Annotated in this window: 18 protein-coding genes and 3 tRNA genes; 8 read left to right on the top strand and 13 right to left on the bottom strand. The window is 57.1% G+C overall.

Translation table 11 applies throughout. From position 1 onward, the window contains the following. Positions 1-13 precede the first annotated feature (13 nt). The 5 genes from AEAC466_RS34540 to AEAC466_RS34520 all read right to left on the bottom strand — a co-directional run bounded on the left by AEAC466_RS34540 (position 14) and on the right by AEAC466_RS34520 (position 6084). Positions 14-2011, bottom strand: a complete 1998-nt coding sequence (locus AEAC466_RS34540) for a DUF3857 domain-containing protein (protein WP_023458421.1) — start codon at positions 2009-2011, stop codon at positions 14-16. Between the two features lie 120 nt (positions 2012-2131). Further along, a complete protein-coding gene (locus AEAC466_RS34535) occupies positions 2132-2968 on the bottom strand; it encodes a GIN domain-containing protein (RefSeq protein WP_023458420.1) in 837 nt (278 codons plus the stop codon). Positions 2969-3104: 136 nt separating this feature from the next. Beyond that, positions 3105-5330: a S9 family peptidase gene (locus AEAC466_RS34530; protein ID WP_035429923.1), complete on the bottom strand. Its 2226-nt coding sequence runs from the start codon at positions 5328-5330 to the stop codon at positions 3105-3107. Positions 5331-5495: 165 nt separating this feature from the next. Further along, entirely contained in the window at positions 5496-5726 is a 231-nt protein-coding gene (locus AEAC466_RS34525) for a putative signal transducing protein (RefSeq protein ID WP_023458418.1), read from the bottom strand. A gap of 7 nt (positions 5727-5733) precedes the next feature. Then, positions 5734-6084, bottom strand: coding sequence for a YbaN family protein (locus AEAC466_RS34520; protein WP_031238860.1), 351 nt, complete (start codon positions 6082-6084; stop codon positions 5734-5736). A gap of 157 nt (positions 6085-6241) precedes the next feature. Between AEAC466_RS34520 and AEAC466_RS34515 the strand changes: the two genes are divergently transcribed. Next, a complete protein-coding gene (locus AEAC466_RS34515) occupies positions 6242-7084 on the top strand; it encodes a hypothetical protein (protein WP_023458416.1) in 843 nt (280 codons plus the stop codon). 184 nt (positions 7085-7268) lie between these two features. Here AEAC466_RS34515 and tuf read toward each other — a convergent pair whose 3' ends face one another. The 3 genes from tuf to AEAC466_RS34500 all read right to left on the bottom strand — a co-directional run bounded on the left by tuf (position 7269) and on the right by AEAC466_RS34500 (position 8887). Next, entirely contained in the window at positions 7269-8459 is a 1191-nt protein-coding gene (gene tuf, locus AEAC466_RS34510) for an elongation factor Tu (protein WP_023458415.1), read from the bottom strand. Positions 8460-8641: 182 nt separating this feature from the next. Next, positions 8642-8715, bottom strand: a tRNA-Gly gene (locus AEAC466_RS34505). Between the two features lie 88 nt (positions 8716-8803). Next, a tRNA-Tyr gene (locus AEAC466_RS34500) sits at positions 8804-8887 on the bottom strand. 163 nt (positions 8888-9050) lie between these two features. Here AEAC466_RS34500 and rlmB point away from each other — a divergent pair. Together rlmB and AEAC466_RS34490 are read left to right on the top strand one after the other, a co-directional pair. Continuing rightward, the gene (rlmB, locus tag AEAC466_RS34495) at positions 9051-9941 is read left to right on the top strand and encodes a 23S rRNA (guanosine(2251)-2'-O)-methyltransferase RlmB (RefSeq protein ID WP_031238857.1); all 891 of its coding nucleotides are present in this window, start codon (positions 9051-9053) and stop codon (positions 9939-9941) included. A gap of 84 nt (positions 9942-10025) precedes the next feature. After that, a complete protein-coding gene (locus tag AEAC466_RS34490) occupies positions 10026-10820 on the top strand; it encodes a YjbE family putative metal transport protein (RefSeq protein WP_031238855.1) in 795 nt (264 codons plus the stop codon). Here AEAC466_RS34490 and AEAC466_RS34485 read toward each other — a convergent pair. Both AEAC466_RS34485 and metG read right to left on the bottom strand, forming a co-directional pair. Then, entirely contained in the window at positions 10817-11239 is a 423-nt protein-coding gene (locus tag AEAC466_RS34485; protein ID WP_023458412.1) for a DUF805 domain-containing protein, read from the bottom strand. The two genes, AEAC466_RS34490 and AEAC466_RS34485, sit on opposite strands and share 4 nt — an antisense overlap. A gap of 99 nt (positions 11240-11338) precedes the next feature. Then, positions 11339-13054: a methionine--tRNA ligase gene (metG, locus tag AEAC466_RS34480; protein WP_023458411.1), complete on the bottom strand. Its 1716-nt coding sequence runs from the start codon at positions 13052-13054 to the stop codon at positions 11339-11341. A 160-nt stretch (positions 13055-13214) separates the two neighbouring features. On the opposite strand from metG, the gene AEAC466_RS34475 reads away from it, so the two are divergent. The 3 genes from AEAC466_RS34475 to AEAC466_RS43755 all read left to right on the top strand — a co-directional run bounded on the left by AEAC466_RS34475 (position 13215) and on the right by AEAC466_RS43755 (position 14073). Beyond that, a tRNA-Thr gene (locus tag AEAC466_RS34475) sits at positions 13215-13290 on the top strand. A 164-nt stretch (positions 13291-13454) separates the two neighbouring features. Next, on the top strand, positions 13455-13664 hold the full coding sequence (locus AEAC466_RS43760; protein WP_023458410.1) for an Arm DNA-binding domain-containing protein: 210 nt from the start codon (positions 13455-13457) through the stop codon (positions 13662-13664). A 160-nt stretch (positions 13665-13824) separates the two neighbouring features. Beyond that, complete coding sequence (locus tag AEAC466_RS43755; RefSeq protein ID WP_023458409.1) at positions 13825-14073, top strand: phage integrase central domain-containing protein; 249 nt, start codon at positions 13825-13827, stop codon at positions 14071-14073. A 93-nt stretch (positions 14074-14166) separates the two neighbouring features. Here the strand turns inward: AEAC466_RS43755 and AEAC466_RS34465 are convergent, their stop codons facing one another. Further along, on the bottom strand, positions 14167-16014 hold the full coding sequence (locus AEAC466_RS34465) for an SLC13 family permease (RefSeq protein WP_023458408.1): 1848 nt from the start codon (positions 16012-16014) through the stop codon (positions 14167-14169). A 206-nt stretch (positions 16015-16220) separates the two neighbouring features. Here AEAC466_RS34465 and AEAC466_RS34460 point away from each other — a divergent pair, with 206 nt between their 5' ends. Continuing rightward, entirely contained in the window at positions 16221-17567 is a 1347-nt protein-coding gene (locus tag AEAC466_RS34460) for a DUF389 domain-containing protein (RefSeq protein ID WP_162148952.1), read from the top strand. A gap of 112 nt (positions 17568-17679) precedes the next feature. After that, positions 17680-18891, top strand: coding sequence for a hypothetical protein (locus AEAC466_RS34455; RefSeq protein ID WP_023458406.1), 1212 nt, complete (start codon positions 17680-17682; stop codon positions 18889-18891). Positions 18892-18977: 86 nt separating this feature from the next. Here AEAC466_RS34455 and AEAC466_RS34450 read toward each other — a convergent pair whose 3' ends face one another. Continuing rightward, positions 18978-21944 carry a glycosyl hydrolase 115 family protein gene (locus tag AEAC466_RS34450; protein WP_031238852.1) on the bottom strand — a complete coding sequence of 989 codons (2967 nt, stop codon included), beginning with the start codon at positions 21942-21944 and terminating at the stop codon, positions 18978-18980. A 359-nt stretch (positions 21945-22303) separates the two neighbouring features. Next, positions 22304-23131: a FadR/GntR family transcriptional regulator gene (locus AEAC466_RS34445; RefSeq protein WP_023458404.1), complete on the bottom strand. Its 828-nt coding sequence runs from the start codon at positions 23129-23131 to the stop codon at positions 22304-22306. Positions 23132-23246 lie beyond the last annotated feature (115 nt).

Below are 23246 nucleotides of genomic sequence, written 5' to 3'. Positions count from 1 at the left end.
CAGACGCACCCTGTCAAGTCAGCAGGTGGACCACGCCCCATATGGCCAGGCCAAGCAATGGCAAGCCGCCCCATAGCGCCGCGCGTGTCATCAAACCCGGCAGCCATTTGACAGGCGCACGGCCCGGCGCACAGATGCTCATCCGGTCGTAAGTGCCAATCTCGCTATATGCCCGGTCAAGCGCCATTTTTTCCTCGGCCGTCAGCCATGGTCGTAACACCGTGTAATCACGCACCGCCTCATAGCCCTGCGCGGTCTGGCGCGGGGTGAAGCTCAAGCGCAAGCCGCCAAAATCCCAGCTTCTGGCCTGGGCCGGCCAGCTGAGCGGCAACGCCGTCTTGATCAAGGTGGTGATGCGCCCTTCGCGGACATCGCCGATGTCGAACGGGAACCGACGCCGTCCTTCCGGTTCCTCCAGCACATAATCGAAGCCGGACTCAGGGCTGAAGAAAACCCTTTCTCCGTTGCGGCTGGTCGTGTGCCAGGGATTATCGGTAGTGACGAGCGTGGTGATCGTGATCTCGTTGCGCTTGCGGTCATCGGTCATTTGCGGAATGGCACACATGTTCATGCCATAGATATAGCTGAACAGGGCACAACGGTCTTCGACATAGCTGGTAAGGCTCTGGTGCCGGAGTTCCCGACGCACACCGTCAGCCCGCGCACCGCGATAGATATAGTCAATCTCTATGACCGTCTCCTCACCCGTCTTAACCGGCAAGTGAATAACCTCGCGAACTTCGTAATCCAGGCCAGGCGCCTTATCCATCATGCGGATCAGATCGCCGCCGGGCTTCAAAATCAAGGCGTAGCCAAGATCGTTCTGTGCCATGTGGTCGAGATCCCCGCCCTGCGCCACATCCGACGTGCCTTCGAACCAGTACATCCGGCCGTCATGGTAGCACATGGAGATACAGTGGTTGAACGCGCCCAGGCGGGGCTGGGTACTGGCGAGGTCGAACCCACGGCTAGTATCGACCAGGGCCGGCCAAGCCTCCACGCCCATCTTCGTCAGCATGGCCGCGATCATTTTCGAGACGTCCTTGCAGTCACCGATACGGTCGGCGAAAATGTCCTTAAGGCTACGCGGCACGAACCCGCCTTCGCCGAACGAAAAAGCGAAGTAGCGGATGTTTTCCTGCACCCAGCGCACGGCGGCGACAATGCGATCCGAGGTCGCCACATGGTCGGTTTCTATCTGGTGGATGATGTCCAGCAATCCGTCCGGATAGTCGCTATCGCCTTCGAAACCGGCGCGCATCACATCGCCGACGCGCTTCCAGGTATCTATGCTGGAAGCGTAGGCGCCCCTTACCGGCATAACCCAGCCTGGCGCATCGGACTCGTAATCGCACTCGCTCACCTGCGATGCCTCAAACAGGATTTCACTGTAACCGTCCGCCAGGACCGAGATGCGTGGCTCCGTCCAGCCGAGGGGGAACGGCTTCATGTATATCTGGCGCTCTGGTGGCACCAGCAGACGGACGTGACGCCGATCCCAGTAAATGAGGTTCTGGAGCAGGACCGGAATAGAGAACTCGCCCTGGAAACAGGCCGGATCTCCAGACAAGGTCATGGCCGTATCGATGATGTCGCCGACACGCACGTCCGGCAAGGTGACGGCCAAGGTCCACCGCCCGTCCAGCACCAGGCGCTCGAAACTGCGTTCGCGCCGCATAACGATGTAGCGCGATTCAACATCTACATCGATGACCTGATCGCCGCGCAGAATGCGGATGTGGTGGATGGTCAGTTCATCGTAATAGGGGTTGAACGGGATTGTGACATTGGCCAGATAGCTCATGGCCGACAGATTCACGACTTCCTCGATCGTGCGGTCGTAGCGGTGCGGACGAAAATCCAGCTTCGACTGGTCATCGACCAGCCAGGTATAAAAACCGTATGGCGCCTTGGACTGATCGAGCGTCGCCGGGCGGCTGAAATCCTGCACCTTCACCCAATCGGGTTCAGGTGCAAAATGAATGCGCCGCCTGACCTCTTCCTCGAACACGATCCCCACCCCTGAAGCATAAGCCCGGCGGATGCGATCCACCGGGCTCAAATCGTTAACACAGGCGTTAACCGTGTAAAGGGCTAAAGCGCCACAGTTGCAGGAGAATTCCCTTGCGCTTTACCACTGACCAACAATCACCTTGCCCGACCCCATGATCGAGCGTGAAATATTGCCGGTCACCGACTTGACGCGCACATCACCGGAGCCAACGATGTTGACTTCCAAGCTCTTGGCCTCGCCGCCGAAACGGACGTCACCTGAACCGGCAATATTGACTTCCATCGACGTGGCGACGCCGCTGTCGACCTTCACATTACCGGAGCCGCCAATATTTACTTCCAGCGGCCCGTTCAGCTTGTTGACGAACAGATCGCCATTGCCGCCGATATTGACCTCAAGGGCATTGACCGATTGCGCGGTGAAATTACCGGAACCACCGATATTGACCGCGGCGTCGGCGCTGTTGACCAGAGACACGTCACCTGAGCCGCCGATATTGATTTCGGCCTTACCGGAAACGCTTGCCAACTGCCAGCTACCGCAACCTCCTTCGCTGAACTCCAAGGATTTGCTAGCCCCAACGGTGCCGTAGGTCGCCCCGCCTGCGGCAATCTTAGCGTCCATGGGGACCTTTATGTACACTGTCGGAAGATCGGCGCTGGCCACCTGGCCCAGGCCATTAATATTGACCCCGCCGGCCTTGCAATTCAGGCCGCGGCCTTTCAGCTTGCCGTCGGCAACCAGGGTGTTGCCCTTGGTACGGACCATGATCTGTGGCACCTGCGCCTTTCCGTAAACGACCTTGAGCTCGACGTCGGCGCGATTTTCAGGCGTGACAACGACCCGCGCGGCCATGTTTTCGAGTTGCACGTCCGTATGCGCCGAAGCGGCGGATGCCGTCAGGGCGATAGCGGTAAATGCCGAGGCAGAGGCGATCAGGGCGAAGGTCTTCATTGTGTTTGATCCTGTAGGAAATGATCTGTTGAACACATTTTGGACACAGGTTACGCCGGTTACAACTTAATTAGCTGTCATGAACCGTTTGTAATCAAAGTGACGGGCCGGAGACACGCACCCGGCCCGCACGACCTTACGCCTTTGGCTTGAGCTTGCGGGTGAAGAAATCGAGCTGCAACCGGAAACGTTGCAGGTTGCGTTCGTTCCCCTTAAGGCCGTGACGCTCACCGGGGAAGAGCATCAGCTCGAACGGCACACCCTTCTTTTGCAAGGCCGCCATGACGCGCGTCGAATTGGCCAGTTGCACATTATCATCGGCCATGCCGTGCATCAGCAGAAGCGCACCGGGTTTGAGATTATCTATGCGGTTCAACACATCCGAAGCAGCATAGCCCTCCGGATTGGCCTGCGGTGTTGACATGTATCGTTCGGTATAGGCCGTGTCATAGAGCTCCCATTGCGTCGGCGGCGCCCCCGCCGCACCGGCGGCAAACGGCGTGTCCTTGGCCGTCATAGCCATCAGCGTAACAAACCCGCCCTGGCTCCATCCCATGATGCCGATATGCGCGCCATCGACATAGGGCAGGCTTTGCAACCATTTGGCGCCCATGATCTGGTCGTCGATATCGGGTTGACCGAACTTTTTGTAGATAGCGCGGCCAAATTTCACGCTGCGGCCGGGTGTGCCGCGATTATCGAGCGAGAAGACGATGAAGCCGGCTTCCTGGAACAAGCGGTTGCTGGCCGCCACCCAGGTCTTTTTGACCGTCGCGCTGGCCGGTCCGCCATAGATGGAGACGATCACCGGGTACTTTTTCGACGGATCGAAATTGCGCGGCTTCAACAGGTAATATTCCAGCTTCTCCCCGTCCGCTGCCGTCAGTTCGCCGAACTCCGGCGCACTGTAGGTATCCTTGTACGCATAGTAGGGATGCGATGCATCCAGCTTGTTTTCCTCGATCCAGCGCAGGCGTTTGCCCGAGCCGTCATAAAGCGCAGATTGCGGCGGGGTCGTCGGGTCGGAATAGCTGCCGATAAAGGCCGCGCCGCCGCCGGACACCGACGTCGTCCACCAGCCGCCAGGTGCGGTGATGGCCACCGGCTCCCCCGCCTTGCGGAAGCTGACCTTGTAAAGGCCATGCTCTATAGGCGTATCCTTCGAGGCTTCGAAATAGAGCTCGCCAGTCTTTTCGTTTATATCGGCCAGCTTGTCGACCGGCCAGTCACCATGCGTCACCTGGCGGATCAGCTTGCCGTCCGCCCCATAGTAGTAAAAATGATTGTTGCCGTCACGTTCGGACGACCAGATAAAGCTGCCATCGCTCAACGGTCTGAAATTGTCATTCAGTTCCACCCAGGTATCGGAGGTTTCCGACAGAATGGTCTTGGTCGCGCCAGTAGCCGGATCGACCTGGAGCAGATCAAGCCTGTGCTGGTCACGGCTCAAACGCTGCACATAAAAGGTTTTTCCATCCTTGGCCCAGTTGACGCGGGCCAGGTAAAAGTCAGGATTGCTCCCCAGATCGACCTTTACCGGCGCGTCATTGCCGATGGTCTTCACATAGAGTTCGACAATAGCGTTGGGCTTGCCGGCGAAGGGATAGCGCTGATCAACAATCTTGACACCCTCGCCGCCGATTTCCACGCGCTGGGCAACGGCGACGCCGCTTTCGTCGGTTTTCTGGTAAACGATCTGGGTCGCCAGAGGGGACCACCAATAGCCGGTATGGCGGGCCAGTTCTTCTTCGGCGATAAACTCGGCCGTAGCGTAGGTCGTCGTCCCCTCGCCCTTCGGCGTCAACTGGGTTTCGACACCGCTTTTCAAATCCTTCAGGTATAGGGTCTGGTCGCGGACAAAGGCCACGGCGCCGCCCTTCGGCGACAGCTTGGCATCGACTTCGTCCCCCGGCGTCTCGGTGAGACGGCTGATCTTCTTTGTGGCGCGGTCGACCAGGTAAATGTCACCGTCGAGCGGCAAAAGGATCGACTGGCTGTTTTCAGACCACTCATAGGCGACGACACCGCGGGCGGAAACGCGCATGCGTTCGCGGCGGGATTTTTCGGCCTCGGACAGTTCCTTGTTTTCCGACGACAGACTATCCGCATCGACCAGCAAAAACGGCTCACCACCCTTGACCGGCACAGCCCACAGATCCTGGACCTGGGCATTGCTGGCCTTCGGCTTGAGCCAGGTCAGAAGCGTGCCATCCGGCGACAATTTGACACCAACCGACTTGGGCCCGTTGATATCGGGGTCGGCGAAAACACGTTCCGGTGTCAGGATATTATGCGTTGCCTGCATTGCGGCGGTCGGGGATTGCGCTGTCGAGGTCTGGGCCATGGCCGCTCCCGTCATCATGGTTGTGGTCATCAAGAAAGACCCCAGAAGGATCAACGGCAAACGGGCGGATTTAATCAAGGCACACTCCCCATAAAAGAGGCGCGAACGCTAGCCCCGCCCCGGCAAAGCCGTCAAGACGGTTGCACGGGAAACGAAGGCCAGTAAGATTACAAATCCGTAATGTCAGGGTTTGATCGGCGGCAACTCGTTTTCCAGACCGGCGTCGATCAATAGGTCACGCGCTTTCGCGAACTGTTCGTCGGCAACCAGAATGCGTTTGGGGAACATGCCTATTGAGCCTTCGGCGGCGCTCATCGCCTGATCGGCGATGAAGTAAGCTAGGTCCGCGCTTTTCAACAATGACTCCACGAAGGAGATCAGGGCTGGATTATTGGTTCGGATCAGGTCTTTCATGGGGTTTCTATTCGCTGGGACGGGTCAGGATAAACAGGGCGCACACCGCACAGACGGCGGCCGGCGCGAACCGCCAGTAGCCATGCAACAGGATGGCCGAAACAACCGAGCTGACCGCCATAGCTGAGACGGCTGCGATCTTGGCCGGCTTGCCTATCGCACCGCGCTCACGAAATGCGCGGATCGGCGGACCGATTTTGGGATGGTTCATGATCCTTGCCTCCCATTCCGGATTGGAGCGGGCAAAGAAAACAGCGGCGATGATGAAGAACACCGTACTAGGCATAACCGGCAAAAACGCGCCGAGAACACCCAGCCCGACGAAGACCAGACCGCCAAACATGAAAAGAATTCTCATATGCAGACCATATCGGCAAAAGGCCGGCGCGCCTAGCCCGACATTTTGCCGCTATCCACGAAACGCATCGATTTCTGATTGCGCTGGACATCACCCTTGCGGCGCACCACAGTATCGATCTGTACCCAGTATCAGTCTGTACCAAGAGGAAAACGACATGTCTGTCAGGCCATCGACGCCGCCTACCGCTTCCGGCGTCGAATTCGAGAGGCTTGACGCGGATCTGCGCGCCGCAGGGATCGATACGTCACGTTTCGCCTTCTACGACCAGCCGTCAAATATGCCGGCAACGGACCTGCGCGAGCTGTACGCCCACTGGGTACAGATACGGCCGCGGACTGAGGCCTATGACGCGCATGTCCGCGATATCGTGCCCCGCCTGTGCGAGCGGATCATTGCCGCCTTCCACGCCGATAACTGGCACGGCGGCTGTGTGGAGGCCTCGACCATGATGTCACGCATGCTCGACCGCCTTGGCATCTGGAGCTTCAGCGTTCTGGGCAGCACCACATTCGATGCGCCGAGCGAAGGCCTGTGCTGCGGCTTCTACAAGCATGATTTCCAGGATTTTCAGGACGCTGTGCTTGGCCATGCCTGGCTGGTGGTTCCGCCCTATATCGTTGTGGACGCGACGGTGGCGCTCCAGCAATGGGGAAACGACCCGATAACGCGCCTTCTGCCGCCGTTCGTCGCGGCGGAAAGCGCCCGACAGATTTCGCCGCACGTATCGGATGTCGTAAGCTGGCGGATGCGTGGCTATTTCGACTCGATGGACGGGCATCTCGATGAGGACCTACATTTGCGCCTGGAACCGGACCTGCTGAAATTCGGCCTCACCTTCCCGGCCGTAGAGGTCGACAATGGCCCGCTCAAGGTACGATATGTACCGGTACAGATCTATTTGCCGGAATGCCCGCTGGAAGCCATAAATGAAAACGGCGAAATCGGCCGTTCAGGCGGACAGATCTGGGAAGCAGACGTAAAGCCTGAGTTTTCCTAGAGCATTCGTCGGCTCAGTTGAGCCGTCTCATGGCTCTAATTTTTTGTAACGCCTCATGTTTTTCCGAAAAGTGGGTCCACTCTTAGGCATGAGGCTCTAGCCCCTCCACAACGAAAAACCCCGCCGGTTTGCACCGGCGGGGTTTTAAGCGACTGTATCGATTAATCCAGGGACTAGCCCTTGATTATTCGACGATCTTCGACACGACGCCGGCGCCGACGGTGCGGCCGCCTTCACGGATAGCGAAGCGCAGCTTCTCTTCCATGGCGATCGGGGTGATCAGTTCAACGTCCAGCTCGGCGTTGTCGCCAGGCATGATCATTTCAACGCCTTCCTTCAGCTTCACGATGCCGGTGACATCGGTCGTGCGGAAGTAGAACTGAGGACGATAGTTGGTGAAGAACGGGGTGTGACGGCCGCCTTCTTCCTTGGTCAGGATGTAGGCTTCGGCAACGAACTTGGTGTGCGGCGTGATCGAACCCGGCTTGCACAGAACTTGGCCGCGCTCAACGTCTTCACGCTTGGTGCCGCGCAGCAGAACGCCGACGTTGTCACCCGCTTGACCTTGGTCCAGCAGCTTGCGGAACATTTCAACGCCCGTGCAGGTCGTCTTCTGAACCGGACGGATGCCGACGATTTCGACTTCTTCACCTACCTTAACGATACCGCGCTCGACGCGGCCGGTCACAACCGTACCACGGCCCGAGATCGAGAACACGTCTTCGACCGGCATCAGGAACGGCAGATCGATCGGACGCTCCGGCTGCGGGATGTATTCGTCAACCGTGGCCATCAGGGCCAGGATTTGGTTTTCACCGATTTCCGGGTTCACGCCATCGGTCGCGGCCTTGGCCGAGCCCTTGGTGATGGGGATATCGTCGCCCGGGAACTGGTAGGACGACAGAAGCTCGCGCACTTCCATTTCGACCAGTTCGATCAGTTCTTCGTCGTCGACCAGGTCGACCTTGTTCATGAACACGACCAGGGCCGGAACGCCAACCTGGCGGGCCAGCAGAATGTGCTCGCGCGTTTGCGGCATCGGGCCGTCAGCGGCCGAAACAACCAGGATCGCGCCGTCCATCTGGGCAGCACCGGTGATCATGTTCTTCACGTAGTCGGCGTGGCCCGGGCAATCGACGTGCGCATAGTGACGGTTGGCCGTCTCATATTCGACGTGCGCCGTGTTGATCGTGATGCCGCGTGCCTTTTCTTCAGGGGCAGCGTCGATGTCGGCATAGTTCTTGGCAACGGCGCCGCCAGACTTCGCCAGCGTCATCGTGATCGCCGCCGTCAGCGTCGTCTTGCCGTGGTCAACGTGACCAATCGTGCCGATGTTGCAGTGAGGCTTGCTGCGGTTGAATTTTTCCTTGGCCATACTCGTAAGGCTCCAGTTTGCCCAAGCGGGCTCAGGTTGAAATGTGACACCGTTTTGGCCAGCCAAAACAGCTAACTATAGGGCAAGTCGAAGCGAGGACCGTCCCGGCTTCTGACTTTCAACATCGGACCGCGAAAAGCGGCAGTGGCCCGAAGGCCAAAACCTTTTCACGAGATGATTTCTGGAGCGGGTAGACGGGATCGAACCGACATCCTCAGCTTGGAAGGCTGCTGCACTACCATTGTGCTATACCCGCCCGAAAGGGCCGTGAACCGCCGCCCCGGGGTGGGGGCGCCGTTTCTGCGTTTATTTGACCGGAGGACCTGTCTAGCTGACTTGAGTGATGGTGGGGGAAGCAGGACTCGAACCTGCGAAGCTTACGCAGGGGATTTACAGTCCCCCCCCTTTGCCGCTCGGGACATTCCCCCAAACACTCACAAAGTCTAGCCGGACGCCTTAAACCCGAGCTTCCGAAAAAGCTCAAGCCCTAAAGTGAAAAAAAACTTTTTGATTCACAGGCTTTGGTCGTAAAGACCGTCCGGAGTTATCAAAAAGCCTTTCCCAAGGCCTCAAATCGGAGCGCGTCTTATAGTGTCCTCTTTTCGTGAACGCAACGACCGTAAATCGCATTCAGCGAAAAACAGGTCACAAAATTTTGTGGACAGGAGCAAACCCGCGGCACCAAAGCCGCCGCGTGAAGAAGAACGACGCGTAAAACCTCAACAAAATCATAAATCTAAAGCAAATTATGATGGTTGGTTGTGGGGCGTGCACGCTGTCGAAGCCGCCTTGAAAAATTCTGCGCGGACCAGCCAAATTCGGCTGTTTTTTAGCGAAGAACGCGCGAAATCGGCCCCGCCTGCCCTTTTCAAGCGGCCGGAAATCAAGATCAGCGTTCTGCCGCCGGTCGAAATATCGCGCCTTTTGCCCCCGGATGCGGTGCATCAGGGCATGGCGATGCACGCGCCCGTGCTGGAGGGCGAATCGCTTGACGACCTCATGGAACGCGGTAACGGCGTTATTCTGATGCTGGATCAGGTCACTGATCCACAGAATATTGGCGCCATTTTCCGCTCCGCCGCCGCTTTCGGCGCCAGGGGCCTGATTCTTCAGGATCGACACTCTCCTCCCCTGCAAGGTGTCCTGGCAAAGACAGCCGTTGGCGCGGTGGACGTGGTCCCGTTCGCGCGGGTTACCAACCTGTCGCGCGCGCTCGAAACGCTCACAGACAACGGCTATGTCAGCATCGGGCTGGCGGGAGAAGGCGAGTTCAACCTTCACGACCTACTGACCCAGCAGGGTTGGGGCGACACGCTGAAAAAGCTCGTACTTGTGCTGGGCGCCGAAGGCGAAGGCATCCGCCGTCTGGTGGCCGAACATTGCGACCATTTGGCGCGTATACCTATGCCGGGCGGCTTTGAAAGCCTCAATGTCAGTCACGCCGCCTCCATATCCCTGTATGAGGCCTGCGCTCGGGTATAAGGCGTTGACACCACGGGTCCATGCCTTATCTAGAAGAACCAGCGTGAAATCCCAAGGTGTGCAGTGGCGATCGAGACCTCATTCATGGCTATCGACCCCACCCTGCTGTCGCAGGGCCTGGCTCTCGTGCAGGTCATCTTCATCGACGTCGTGATGGCCGGCGACAATGCGGTCGCCGTTGGTATCGCCGCGGCTGGACTCGCGCCAGACAAGCGACGGCTGGCCATAGTGTACGGGCTGATCGGCGCAGTCATATTGCGCATCGGCTTCGTACTGCTCACCGTAGAGCTGCTGAATATCGTCGGCCTCCTGCTGGCCGGTGGCGTTCTGTTGCTGTGGGTGTGCTGGAAGATGTGGCGCGAACTGATCGAGCACCACGAAACCCAGGCCGCCGAAGCGGCTGTCGTCGACGCGGCGAAAGCCAATATCGGACTTGATGACCCGGACATGGCGGCCAAGGTGGCCGCCGCCGAAGCTAAAGCCAGAGCTGCGGCCAAATCGGGCAAGACCAAGACCTTATTGTCGGCGACGCTGCAAATCCTGGCCGCAGACATTTCCATGTCCTTGGACAACGTGCTGGCCGTGGCCGGCGCCGCCCAGCATCACGTGCCAATCCTGGTCTTCGGGCTTCTACTGTCGATTGCCGCCATGGGTGTCGCCGCCAACTTCATAGCCAACATTCTGCACAAATATCGCTGGATTGCCTATGCGGGCGTTGCCGTCGTCCTGCTCGTGGCGCTCAAGATGATCTGGGAGGGCGGCCACCAGATTTGGGAATTTGGCCACTGCGACACCACCCTGAAATGCGTACCCGTAATGGCGCGCGACATGGGAACGTGGTGGCATCAGTTTTTCGCCGGGCTCCTCACCAAGGCTTAATAGGCTTCGCGCATCAACCCCTTCGGAGATGGTCCGAACCGGTTCGGGCCGGGTGTACCGTCAAGGAAACCGCACTCGATCAGTATCCACAACCCGCCGACAAAGGGGATCAGGCCGATCAGCATCCACCATCCGGACTTGTCGCGATCGTGCCAACGCTTCACCAGAACCGCCAATTTCATCCACACGGCGACCAGGGCAAAAAGCCCGAACGCCGGATTGTGAGAAACGAAATAGAAGCCAGGACCGTACCACGCATAGTGGCTGCCATTCATCCAGCCGCCGCCATGATCGACGTGGAAATGCCCAAACTGCCAGAAAAGCCCGCCATAGGCGACTGACAGCGCCAACAGAAACAGCCAGAGGTGCAAGCGGCGAACGCGGCCTTGAAAGCTAAACAGAAATTGGGCCAGGGACATCGGAAGGGCTCCGCACAATCGTTGATATTGCAACGATTATAGCGCTGATCGCCTGGCCACCTACTGAATTCTTCGTAACTTTATGAAGCTTCGGTAAGGTTAGGTCTCGCTGCCACCGAAACGCGCCGTCCACTCCGCCACCATGTCATCGTCAATCTTCTTGAACAGAACCTCGCCCGATTGGACGCCCTGCCCCGCTTCAAGTTTAGACAGCTCGACGCGCGCATCGGCCGATGGCCAGGCAAGCGGCAGCCTCACACCGACGCAGTCCGCGATCGATTGCGCCGCGAAGGGGATGATCGGCTGGGCCAGAACCGCGTACAACCGCACCAAATTCAGGCCGTGTCGCACGATGACGCCTGCGCGTTCCACATCCGTCTTGAAAGCCGTCCATGGCGCCGCTTCCTGAAGGTATTCGTTTCCGAGCACCCAGATACGGCGAACAGCCTGCGCGGCCTTGCGCATTTCCATTGCCTCGAGCGCTTCGGTCGCTTCGGTCAATAGGGCCGAAACATCGGCATAGAGCTTGTCTTCGAGCGGCCCTGCCTGGCCACCGGCCGGCACGACGCCGCCAAACTTCGACTCGGTGAACTTCAGGATGCGATTGACGAAATTGCCCAGAACGTCAGCCAGGTCCTTGTTGATCGTCGCCTGGAACTGTTCCCAGGTGAAAGACGAGTCGGAACTCTCAGGCGCATTGGCGATCAGATACCAGCGCCAGTAGTCGGCCGGCAGCAACTCCAGGGCCTGATCCATGAACACACCGCGGTTCATTGATGTCGAAAATTTTCCGCCGTACCAGTTCAGCCAGTTGAAGGCCTTCAGCGTATCGACCATCTTCCACGGCTCACCGGACCCCAGGATGGTGGCCGGGAAGCTCACCGTATGGAAAGCGACATTGTCCTTGCCCATGAATTCGACATAGCGCACATCGTCGGCGCCTTTGTCGAGGCGCCACCATTTTTGCCAACCGTCTGGATCGTTCTTCGCGTTATACATTTCGCGCGTCGAACCGATATATTCGATGGGCGCATCGAACCAGACATAAAACACCTTATCCTCGAACCCAGGACGCGGCTTGCCGTCCTTGGTGACCGGGATGCCCCATTTGAGATCGCGCGTGATGCCGCGATCGATCAGGCCCTCTTCCAGGTGCTTGTTGGCGATCGACAGCGCCAGTTGCGGCCATTCCGATTTGGTGGCGATCCAGTCACGGAGCTGACCTTCGACCTTGGTCTGCAATAGATACAGGTGGCGCGTGTCGCGCACCTCAAGATTACGCGAGCCGGAGACAGCCGAATAAGGATTGATCAGGTCGGTCGGGTCAAGCAGACGCCCGCAATTGTCGCACTGATCACCACGCGCCTTTTCATAACCACAATGCGGACAGGTGCCTTCGACATAGCGGTCTGGCAGGAAGCGGCCGTCATCGATGGAAAAAACCATCTTATCGACGCGCTCCTCGATCAGCCCGTTGCGGTCGAGCGCTTCGCAGAACATCTGCGTCAGTTCACGGTTTTCCGGCGAAGACGACCGGCCAAACCAGTCATAGGACAGGCCGAATTTTTCCCCGGCATCCTTCTGGATCTGGTGCTGCTCGTCGCAATAGGTCCGCACGTCCTGACCGGCCTTGGCCGCGGCCAGTTCGGCCGGCGTGCCGTGTTCGTCGGTGGCGCAGATATAGAGCACCTCATGGCCCCGCGCCCTTTGGAACCGCGCGAAGACATCGGCGGGCAACATCGACCCGGCCAGGTTGCCGAGGTGTTTAATGCCGTTGATATAGGGAAGCGCGGAGGTGATCAGGATGCGGGACATGGATATTTTCGCTCTCTAATGGTGAGAAGGCCGTGGTCTTAAACCAATTTGCCTCGCGAAATATAGGCATGATGTGCAAAAGGGCAAAAAAATCCGCATTCCACGCGTTACAGATATGGACAAGCCGCCATAGCCTCGGCATAACGCCCTTCCGCTATGTGCCGGCTTAGCTCAGATGGTAGAGCAGTTGTTTTGTAAACATCAGGTCACGGGTTCGATTCCTGTAGCCGGCACCAGCGCCCCCTCCGGTAACGTCCGGGAAAAATTGAATTTCCCTTAAATTCTGACACTTTGGCGGAGTGACGTCCGCTGACACCCGATGGCTTCCGAGCACTTCTTGAGCCATTTAGGGGTCTTTTGGGGGGCTCGAAGAAACTCCCAATTGGCCGAGCCCTCCAAAATGAGTCTTACTGGTTCCGCTGTCGGAAACGCCCGTCCGCAAAAGAAAAATAGCAAACTTTACGACGCAGGTGGACTTTATCTCCTTTTCAACCCGTCCGGCAGCAAACTGTGGCGCCTGAAGTATCGCTTTGCCGGGTTCGACAAAATTCTGTCACTGGGCCAATATCCGGACGTCACCCTGAAAGACGCGCATGGCAAACGCGACTAGGCCAGAAAGATTCTGGCCAACAATATCGACCCTGGGGACGAGAAGAATCGCATGGCACTCTAAGCCGCGATCGCCGCAGCGGGCACATTCGAAACCATCTGCGACAAATTCGTAGATCTGATACAGGTGGTCGCTCGCCTGCGACCATGGCAAAGACGAGGTGGCTTACGACGAAGCTAAACCGGATCTGGGCCGGCGTCTACTCCCGGAAATCGAGCCTTTTGAAATTCTGACGATCCTCAAACGCATGGAGCGCCGTGGAAAGCACGAGTCCGCCAGACGGGTCCGCGAGTTCGCCATCCGCGTTTTCAACTACGGAATCATCACCAGCCGGCGCCGTACCAACCCAGCCGTAAGCCTGTCCGCCGCCCATGTTTCTCCAAAGGTGAAGCAACACGCCACCAAATGACTCCAGTCAGAACAAAGGCGAGGACAACAATAAAGACGCCCAACAAGCAGCTTAGTGTAAATTTGGATAGGTTGTAATCCGCAATGACTTTGATCAGTTCCATGGGATATTCCAATACAGCGGAATGACGATAGAGGCGACCGCCCAAAGGATAAGGTTCAACGGTACGCCTATTTTCAGGAAGTCCGAGAACCGGTAGCCACCTGCGTTGAAGACAAGCGTATTGGTCTGGTATCCGACCGGCGTGGCGAAGGAAGCACTCGCCCCTAGCATGATGGCCGCCTCAAACGGTGCCGCCGCCAAGCCCAGGCTTTGCGCCAGCCCTAGCGCAATAGGCGTCAGCATGACGGCGGCAGCGTTATTGCTGAATACTTCTGTGATGCATGAAGTCGCCAGATAGAGGCATGAAATGACGAGAATGGGATGCGCACCATGGATGACTTCCATAATGCCGCCTACGAGAAGATTAAGGGCGCCTGATTTTTGCATGGCGATACTGATGGCAAGCATCGCGTAGATCAGAAGCAAGACGCTGCCCTGCAGCGCCTTGTAGGCGTCGGTTACCTTTAGACTCCGGCTCGCCATGACCAGAACCGCAGCCAGAAACGCACCCGCTGCGATTGGCACCAGATTCAAGGTCGCCAGGCCAACCGCCATGAAAAGGGCAAATATCGCAATGGGGGCATGCCGCCGGTTGAACGGTTCGTGTTCGGGCGCGTTGAGGCTGTTCACCTCACCGTTTTCAATCAGACTGGCCAGTGCACGCGTCTCGCCTTTAATCAGTACAGTATCGCCAACCGAGACCTTTACAGAACTGAAGTCTGTGTTGATCTTTCCGTTGACGCGATGAACAGCCAAAATTTGAACCTTGTAGGCGTTTTCACGATTGAACCCGTCAATCAGTTGCCCAACCAGGGTCGATCCGGGTGCGATGATACCTTCCATGGTGATGTTGGCCGCTGTGATAAAGTCTCCCGATAGCGAGGCAACTTTTTTGTTTTTGTCTGCGGTCAGAATGTTGCGCTGATCTGACAGGATCACCAAACGATCACCTTCTCTCAAAGCTGCTTTAGACGTTACGCCGTCATGGTCCCTTTTCGCGCCTGGGTCTTTCTTGAAAACACGCGAGACGTCGAGATATCTCAGTAAGTTCACCAGAGAGGACGCTTGATCGTTAGCTGGAATATGCTGGAGGATTTCAACTTCATCACTTTTAGACAGCCCGGTTTCCACAACCGTCTTGCCGATCAATGGGGAGTCTCGTTCAATAAGAATTTGCGACATGTAGCGCCGCTCAACCTTGTCGCCCAGTGCGTCACTAAGAGACTGGCGATTGGGCAGGAGCCTGTGGCCAATGGCGGCCATATAAAGTCCGCCGGCCGCCGCCAGGGACAATCCCGGCACAAGGATATCGAACATGCCAAATGGTTTGAAGCCCATATCCTGGGCGACGCCATCGACTAGCAGACTTGTCGAAGTCCCGATCAGGGTACAGGCCCCCCCTAAAATCGCGACATAGGACAACGGCAGGAGCAGCTTGGAGGACGCCAGCTTAAGTCTTTGCGCCAACCGGATCATGATCGGAATCATAATCAGGACAACGGATGTGTTGTTGATAAAAAACGAGCCAAAAAACACCGCCAGCAGTAGGCCGCCTAGGGCCAAACCAGTGTTTCGGTCGGCCGCATTGAGAACGAGCTTGCCGAGAAGGTCGATCACCCCTGTCTTATCCAACGCGGCGCTCAGGATGAACATGGTGGCAACGGTCATTGCCGCCGGGTTGCTGAATACGCTCAGCACGTCGGCAATCGTCAGAACACCACCCGCCAGCAGGACGGCTACCGCAACAAGAGCGAGCAATTCGACCTCTGCGACCTGCCGGATGAAACCAATGAACAGGGCTGAAATTGTAAACAGAGTTAGGCCGAATTCCCAGGTCATGTGCTCAGGCCATCCCATAAAGCGTCTGCGTCGTAGGCACTCCGTCAACGGCGCCAAAGCCTGCGATAGCATGCGCAACGACGAATTTGGGTATTTATTGGGGGAATCTCCTGATAGTGATGGGATATTGGTTTCCGGAGGTCATGATGGGCAATAGCTCGAAAAGCCCACAGCCAAACGCCGCCTCGGTTTTATGGCACAGCCTGTTGGCGCGCTTCAGCCTGCTAGATGACAAGGCCGAGGATGGGATGATTGACGAAAGCCTGCGCAATGGCATCGAATTGCGCGGCGCTACCCCATGGATTTTGATCTTTGCCATTTTCATTGCGTCTATCGGCCTGAACGTCAATTCGACCGCTGTAATTATCGGCGCCATGCTTATTTCCCCGCTGATGGGGCCCATCATGGGTATCGGCTACGGAATAGCCATTTATGATTTTGCCTTTATCCGACGCTCCTTCCTCAATCTCGGCATCGCTGCCGTCATAAGTCTGATTACGTCGACCCTTTATTTCGCCGTGACGCCGTTGACCGAGGCGCACTCAGAGCTTCTTGCCCGAACCTCGCCGACAATCTGGGATGTGCTCATCGCTCTGTTTGGCGGATTTGCCGGCATTATCGGCGTCACGCGCAAGGAGAAGTCGAATGTCATTCCGGGCGTAGCAATTGCGACGGCCCTGATGCCACCGCTTTGCACGGCCGGTTATGGCCTCGCACATGGCAACTGGGGTTATTTTCTAGGCGCCATTTATCTGTTCTCGATCAATTGCGTCTATATTGCCGTCGCTGCCGTTGTTGTGGTTGGCTTTCTTAATCCGCCGCACAAGAAATTCGTCGATCCCAAAATCGAGGAACGGGTAAAACGCGCTTTGATGGCGGTTGTTCTACTGACGGCCCTGCCCAGCGTTTATCTCGCCTATCGCCTGGTTGGCAATGAGGTCTTTCATAACAAGGCGACACAGTTCGTCCGCAGCGAATTTGCCTTTCCCAAGTCGCACGTTATCGAAATTGGCATTACTCCTAAAAATAAACACATCGAGGTGACGCTGATTGGCGACAGGTTAAAAACCAAGACTATAGAAGAAATCAAAACCCATCTGTCGCCGAAAGGGCTACCCGGCGCGATCCTGACAGTACACCAATCGGGCGACGCAAATCTCGATGTCAACGTCTTGCGTGAGGGCATCATGAAAGAGCTATCCAGCAAAGAGCTGGAGGTCGTCGTTGCCAAGGACCAGCAGATTGCGCAGCTTCAGCAACAAGTCGTCTGGAGTGACCAGTCGAATCAACTTGCATCTGAATTAAAAGCGCAGTTTCCGGCGCTGACAGATATCGTCATCGGTGAAGGCGTCCGGATTGCGCCCCCCCAAGCACCGGAAACCGAAGCGGCAGTGAGCTCGGTGAGTTCGCAAGCTGAACCGGAACCGTCGGCTAAGGTGCCTGTGCTGATCGCCAAATCGCCACGGCGACTATCCCGTCAGGACACTGAGCGGCTCGAACGATGGTTTCGTGCACGCACGCAAACCGATGATGCTCGTATTGCCATAAACTAATGACAGGCCGGGCAAACTTGTCCCCGTTTCATGCCCAGTCACACAGTAACCGGAGATCGACTATGACGAAGCCTGCTCGTTTTACATCACCAATCCTGTTTGGTTTTAGTCTATGATTGTCGCCATCAGTGCCGTCATTGTGACCCTCATCGTCACCGCATTGTTATCTTTCGGTCGTTTCACTCGCACTGAGACTTGGCGCGCAACTGTCACACCCCTGGCTTCGATCATCGGTAGTGGATTTTTGATTTGCGGCCCGCTCCTTGCCAAAGAGTTCGGATCGGCCGCCGCCATCGCCATGGCTCTTCTGCTTTTGTTGGCTTACGCCGTTGGTGCCGTAATCCGTTTCAATATCGTCCACATTGAAAACATTGGCCCGCAACTGAACCTGCATGCGCCCATGGCCTGGTTCATGCGTGCAGCCCAGACGATGCTGGCTATCGCCTACGCGGTGTCAGTAGCCTATTACTTAAAGCTGCTGGCCGAATTCGCCATGAAGCCGTTCAACGTTCCTGACAATCTGCATATCCTCACCTCAAACCTGCTCGTAACGTTGATTATCATCGCTCTGACGGCCTTGACCTTTTCTGGCAGTATCAAGAAAATCGAACACGCGGCACATGCCACCGTATCGCTAAAGCTCGGCATAATCGCCGGGTTGCTGGCAGGTCTAGCAGTTTGGTGGATCACCCATTTGGCGATCCAGACCGACACGCCCCCAATGAAGCTGAGTTGGTCCGGCTTGCCACTGCTGCTTGGCTTGTTGATTACCGTCCAGGGTTTTGAAACCTCCCGATATATGGGAGCGAGTTATGATCAGGTCACCCGTGTTAAAACGATGCGATATGCTCAGTGGTTATCTTCAGCCATCTACATGGCCTTCCTACTCTGCCTCACCCCGTTTCTTGAGCGCGCCTCGCATGCGGAAGGTGTGGCGGGCATTCTGGACATTATGACCTTTGTCGCGCCTTTGCTCGGCATCTTTGTTCTCGTTGGCGCCGTCTCCAGCCAGCTAAGCGCGGCTATTGCCGATTCCATCGGTTCAGGGGGGCTGCTCATCGAAGTCTCGCGGGGGAAACTCGGCATCAGTTTGGCCTTCATAACCTCCAGTGCACTGGCGATCGCCGTGGTTTGGCTGACCGACCCGTTCCAGGTCGTCGCCCTGTCTTCGCGCGCGTTTGCCATCTTCTATGCCATGCAGGCCATTCTGGCGCTATGGGTCTCCTTGAAGACCAATGTCGGAAGCCTGGCGGCCCGGATCGGGTTTGGAAGTTTGGCTGCAATCTGTGTCGTGGCGGCGGTAATGGGCGCACCTGCGGAATGACGGCATGCCCAGATGGTAGAGCATCTGTCTTGTAACCATCAGGTCACAGGTTCGATTTCAGTCTCGATGATGCCCGCGACGAGCCTCTACACTAACCTATTTTCCGGCGGACCGAAGTAGCTTGCGGGGAGTTTATCCTGATAGATAATCAGCTTTTGCACGATGACATTGGCGTCTACCATGGTAAGCGTGAAGTCATGTTTGCCAGCCGTCTCAATGACATGCGTCGATGTAACGACGCGGACATTATCTTTGGCAGCCTGAACCCAGCCGTCTCCCAAGAAGGTTTGAGCCTGGCGATCTTCGAATAGATCGAGGATCTGTATGGGCGCGTCATCAAACGCCGCTCCGATCCGCACACCATGATCTGGCGACGAATCCATGGTTGGCCCAAGGATGAGTTGCACATGATAGGTGCCAGGCTGCGGGAGGTAGACGGCATACAGCATTTTGGGGCCGGTCGCCGGCGGCAAGACACTCCGCGCCGTTATGGGCACGATGCCCATCGCAGCATCCCCGCGTCCGTAATTTGGAATAGCAACCCAAGCCGCATCCTTCGTGGGCACCAGCTTCGTGGCGCCGGATCCGGCAATCGCAATCGGATCGGACAAGCTGGCGTACCGGCCTTTAGCATCGCCGAGAATCTGATCCGAGGCCTTGAGCGCGCGAACGTGCACCTCGACGTTCGCCGGCTTCGCATCCGACACAGGTCGGTCGCCGGCGATCGATACGACGGCTTTGCTTTCACCCGGCGGCAACTGCGACCAGTCAACCTCCACCCAGAAGCGGCGATCGGCATCGGGCGTCTTGTCTTCCGTAAGGCGTACCCACGATGCGTCTGCGGATATCTTGAATTCCGGCGCCAGACTGCCTTGGGCAAAAACATCGATATAAGACCGCCCGGGATTGAGGGAATCGAACACCGGCAAGATCGCGTCGCCATAGTGATCGGGCCAGGCGCTGGGATCTCCCTCAATGGCCACCCCGAAATCGGCCGTATCGTGGATAAGGACTTCCGAGACGGGTGGCAACATATCCACGCGCGGCGGCTGCCATGTGTATTGGCCGAGGTGTGTCTGGTCCATCATATGGTTCCATTTGCCGCCGGCCAGAACGTGATTGTAATAATCGCTCAGTTCCCGATCCTGGCGGAAAAGATCGCGCGCCCGAGCGGCCGCGGCATTGGTGCTTGCCCGCCCCTGGCGAGCGTAAAACTGGCTTCGGCCGGCGGCGATATTCATCTTGGTGACGATGCCCGAAGCCTTCGTCGGATGCAAAACCAATTGGAAGAACGCATCCTTTTGATTGTCTGGAAGCGCCTTATAGACGGCTTCCGCCCGCGCTGTTACATCGTCCCAAGCTTTTTCGACGCGATCGGCCTCCTGATAGTGCGCAAAGCTATAGGTATCCGGCACGACCATTTCCGGCTTACGCCAACCGTTATATTTCGTGTAAAGCGTGACGATATCGGCAATCTCTGTGGCGCGCGCGTCCCCGAAATCGCGTGCCGTCCATCGTCGAGTGTACTCGTTGATCGCGTCGCGACCGATCGCTCGCGGATTCCAGGCCAGGCGAATAAAAAATTCTATCGGTAGTTCCAGAGGCTTGAGATCGCCGACATTGGCAATCCATATGTGGTTGGCCCCGTGCTCATTTGCCGACGTCATCTGTTCCCAAATCTTGGGGAACGGATTGGTGTTGATCCATTGATAGGCATAGGGCCCCCCGTGCATATCGAGGTGGTAATAGATACCGGACCCGCCCTTACGCTTACGTTCGGCCTCTGTCGGCAATCGACGCAGGTTGCCGACGTTGTCATCCGTGAAGAGCAAGGTGACATCATCGGGCACTTTGACGCCAGCGTCATAGAGCTTTTGTACCTCAGTAAAAAGCGCCCAAAGCTGCGGCACCTGGTCGGGATCGACATTCAGTTGCGTCTTCAGTATCTCGCGTTGCGCCGCCATAATGGTTTCGAGCTGCCGCACGTCCGCCTGCACGCCCCCCGCCGATGGTTTGGCGACATCGCCGTCACCACGCATACCTATCGTGACCACGTTTTCATAAGCCTTATTCCGGCGAATGCCTTCCGCCCAGAATGTCTTGAGCCCCTCCGCATTGGTGGCGTAGTCCCACTCTCCATTCCCGTATTTTTCGTGTTTGCGCGTCCACTCTTTCTGAGACCGGACCATGGGTTCGTGGTGCGATGTGCCCATGACGATCCCGTATTCGTCGGCCAGCCGCGGATTTTCGGGGTCGTCTTCGTTGAAAGCGGAATCCCACATAGCAGGCCAAAGGTAATTGGCCCTGAGGCGAAGTAGCAGCTCGAACATGTGGGTGTACATCTTACTGTTGAAGCCGCCGTATTTCTCGATCGTCCATCGGGTCATGCACGGAGCTTCATCATTGATGAAGATACCGCGATATTTCACGACGGGCTCACCGGAGGCGTACCGCCCTGCCTTGACGTAGGCCGCAGGCCGGGTCTTTGGCGGCACATCGGCCCACCAATACCAGGGCGACACTCCAAGCTGTTCTGATAGTTCATAGATGCCATAGATCGTACCGCGCTTATCGCTACCTGCGATGACGAGCGCCTGATCCACCCCGGGCACCGGGTTGCGGACAACCGTGATAACAAAGCTTTCCCATTTGCCCTTCAGGTCGATCGCGTCCAGTTTGTTCGTGGCGATGAGGTGGTCGATGATCTGGCTCTTACCAATTGTTCCAATGAAAACAACACGCTTGCCGGCCAGTGCCATCGCCAAGTCCGGGGTCACGCCTGTTACGCTGTCGACATCCCTTTGCAGGTCCGACACTGCCCGACGGACGCCCGCGAAGTCAGCGGCGTCGCACCATAGGGCGGCGGCCGTACCCTTTACCACCAATGGAAACGCGCCATGGGACGCGGCGCTATCGACAATCGAAATCCCCAACACGCCGGTCGCTGTATCACCCCCTGCCCGCCTCGGTGACGCGTATCCCTGCACAGGCACGACAGCCGTCGCGCTAGCGGCTACCGTCGAAAGGAGAAATAGCCGTCGCGTGTGCGTCATGGAGAGCCTCACTGTAAATGACCCGTTTAGTCCGGGCGCTTTATTGATAGTGATTGAAAGCAACGACTTAGGGCTTAGGTCCGTGTATCCGCCGCAACCCATGGGATACCACACCCCATCCGGCCTTACCACTAATTTAACTGGTCAGACCAATTTTCTGAATGTATGTGCGCGACCCGTTGTAACCACCGATGTGCGCCATTCGCGGCATTTTGTCCGACGAACGGGTTGATCTTTATGAGGCTCTTGCGAAAGCGGCAGGTCCGCCCGAAAGCTCAAAGCGAGTAGGAAACTTTACCCCAACGCGCCGCGTTGCCTTCGGACAGCCAATCCAGACCGCTCAACATAAGCAGGCGACGCTAGTACACGCTACGCACGGTCATCGCCGCTCGCGCAGCTATTTGGCGATTGCGCAACGATTCCATCTCTTCGATTTCGGTCGCGTCCAGCAGGTATTGGCGAACATTTTCAAGATGTTTCTGCATAGCGGCTTTGGCTCCAATCGGATCGTTACGACTTAGCGCATCCAAAATGTCACCATGTTCGGCCAGGCGCGCCGGAATCCCGCCGCCGCGTGCCTGTTGCATGATATTTGACGCCAAAAGCGAGCTCGTACGCAACTGCCACAGGCTTTCTACGACGTCTATAAGCGGCCCATTATTCGTTACAGCTGCGATGCGCGCATGGAACTGGTAATCGGCCTCCTCCGCTTCGTCTTCGTCTTCCACGGCCATCCGCTTCACGCAGTCCTCAAGATAGGCGATATCCTCAGGCGTAATGACAGCGGCGGCCACAGCGGCGGTGCCACTTTCGATGATTATACGCGCTTCAATGAGTTCGAATGCGCCAACGTTCAGGTCCTGCGGCCCGCTGGTGCTTTCCGTTGGCTCCGGTTGCGCCTGGGGTTGAGCGACGTAGATACCCGATCCATGGCGAATTTCGACCACACCATAGATTTCCAAGGCTATCATGGCCTCGCGGATGGTCGGCCGGCTCACACCAAATTTTTCGGCAAGCTCCCGTTCTCCAGGAAACTTTTCTCCGGGCAGATAGTTCCCTGCCCGAATGGCGTTTGCCAATTCATCGGCGACACGGCGATACAAGCGTGAGGAGTTACTCGAATTTATCATCTCACCCTTAACCTGGCCGGCGGCGTCGTTTGAAGTGCTAAAGATGCGCTGTACCATATATTGGTAAATTGGTCAGTCCAGCTTTTTAGTCAAAGTCGGTGACCTTAATATCTCATCAGCGATGCCACTGCCCAAAATTTCGAAATAGTAGGGTAGCATTCGTTGGCGACCC

The sequence above is a fragment of the Asticcacaulis sp. AC466 genome, from assembly GCF_000495815.1.
GTDB lineage: Bacteria > Pseudomonadota > Alphaproteobacteria > Caulobacterales > Caulobacteraceae > Asticcacaulis.
The sequence above is the reverse complement of the archived record's forward strand: the minus strand, read 5'-3'. Positions and strand labels throughout refer to the sequence as shown.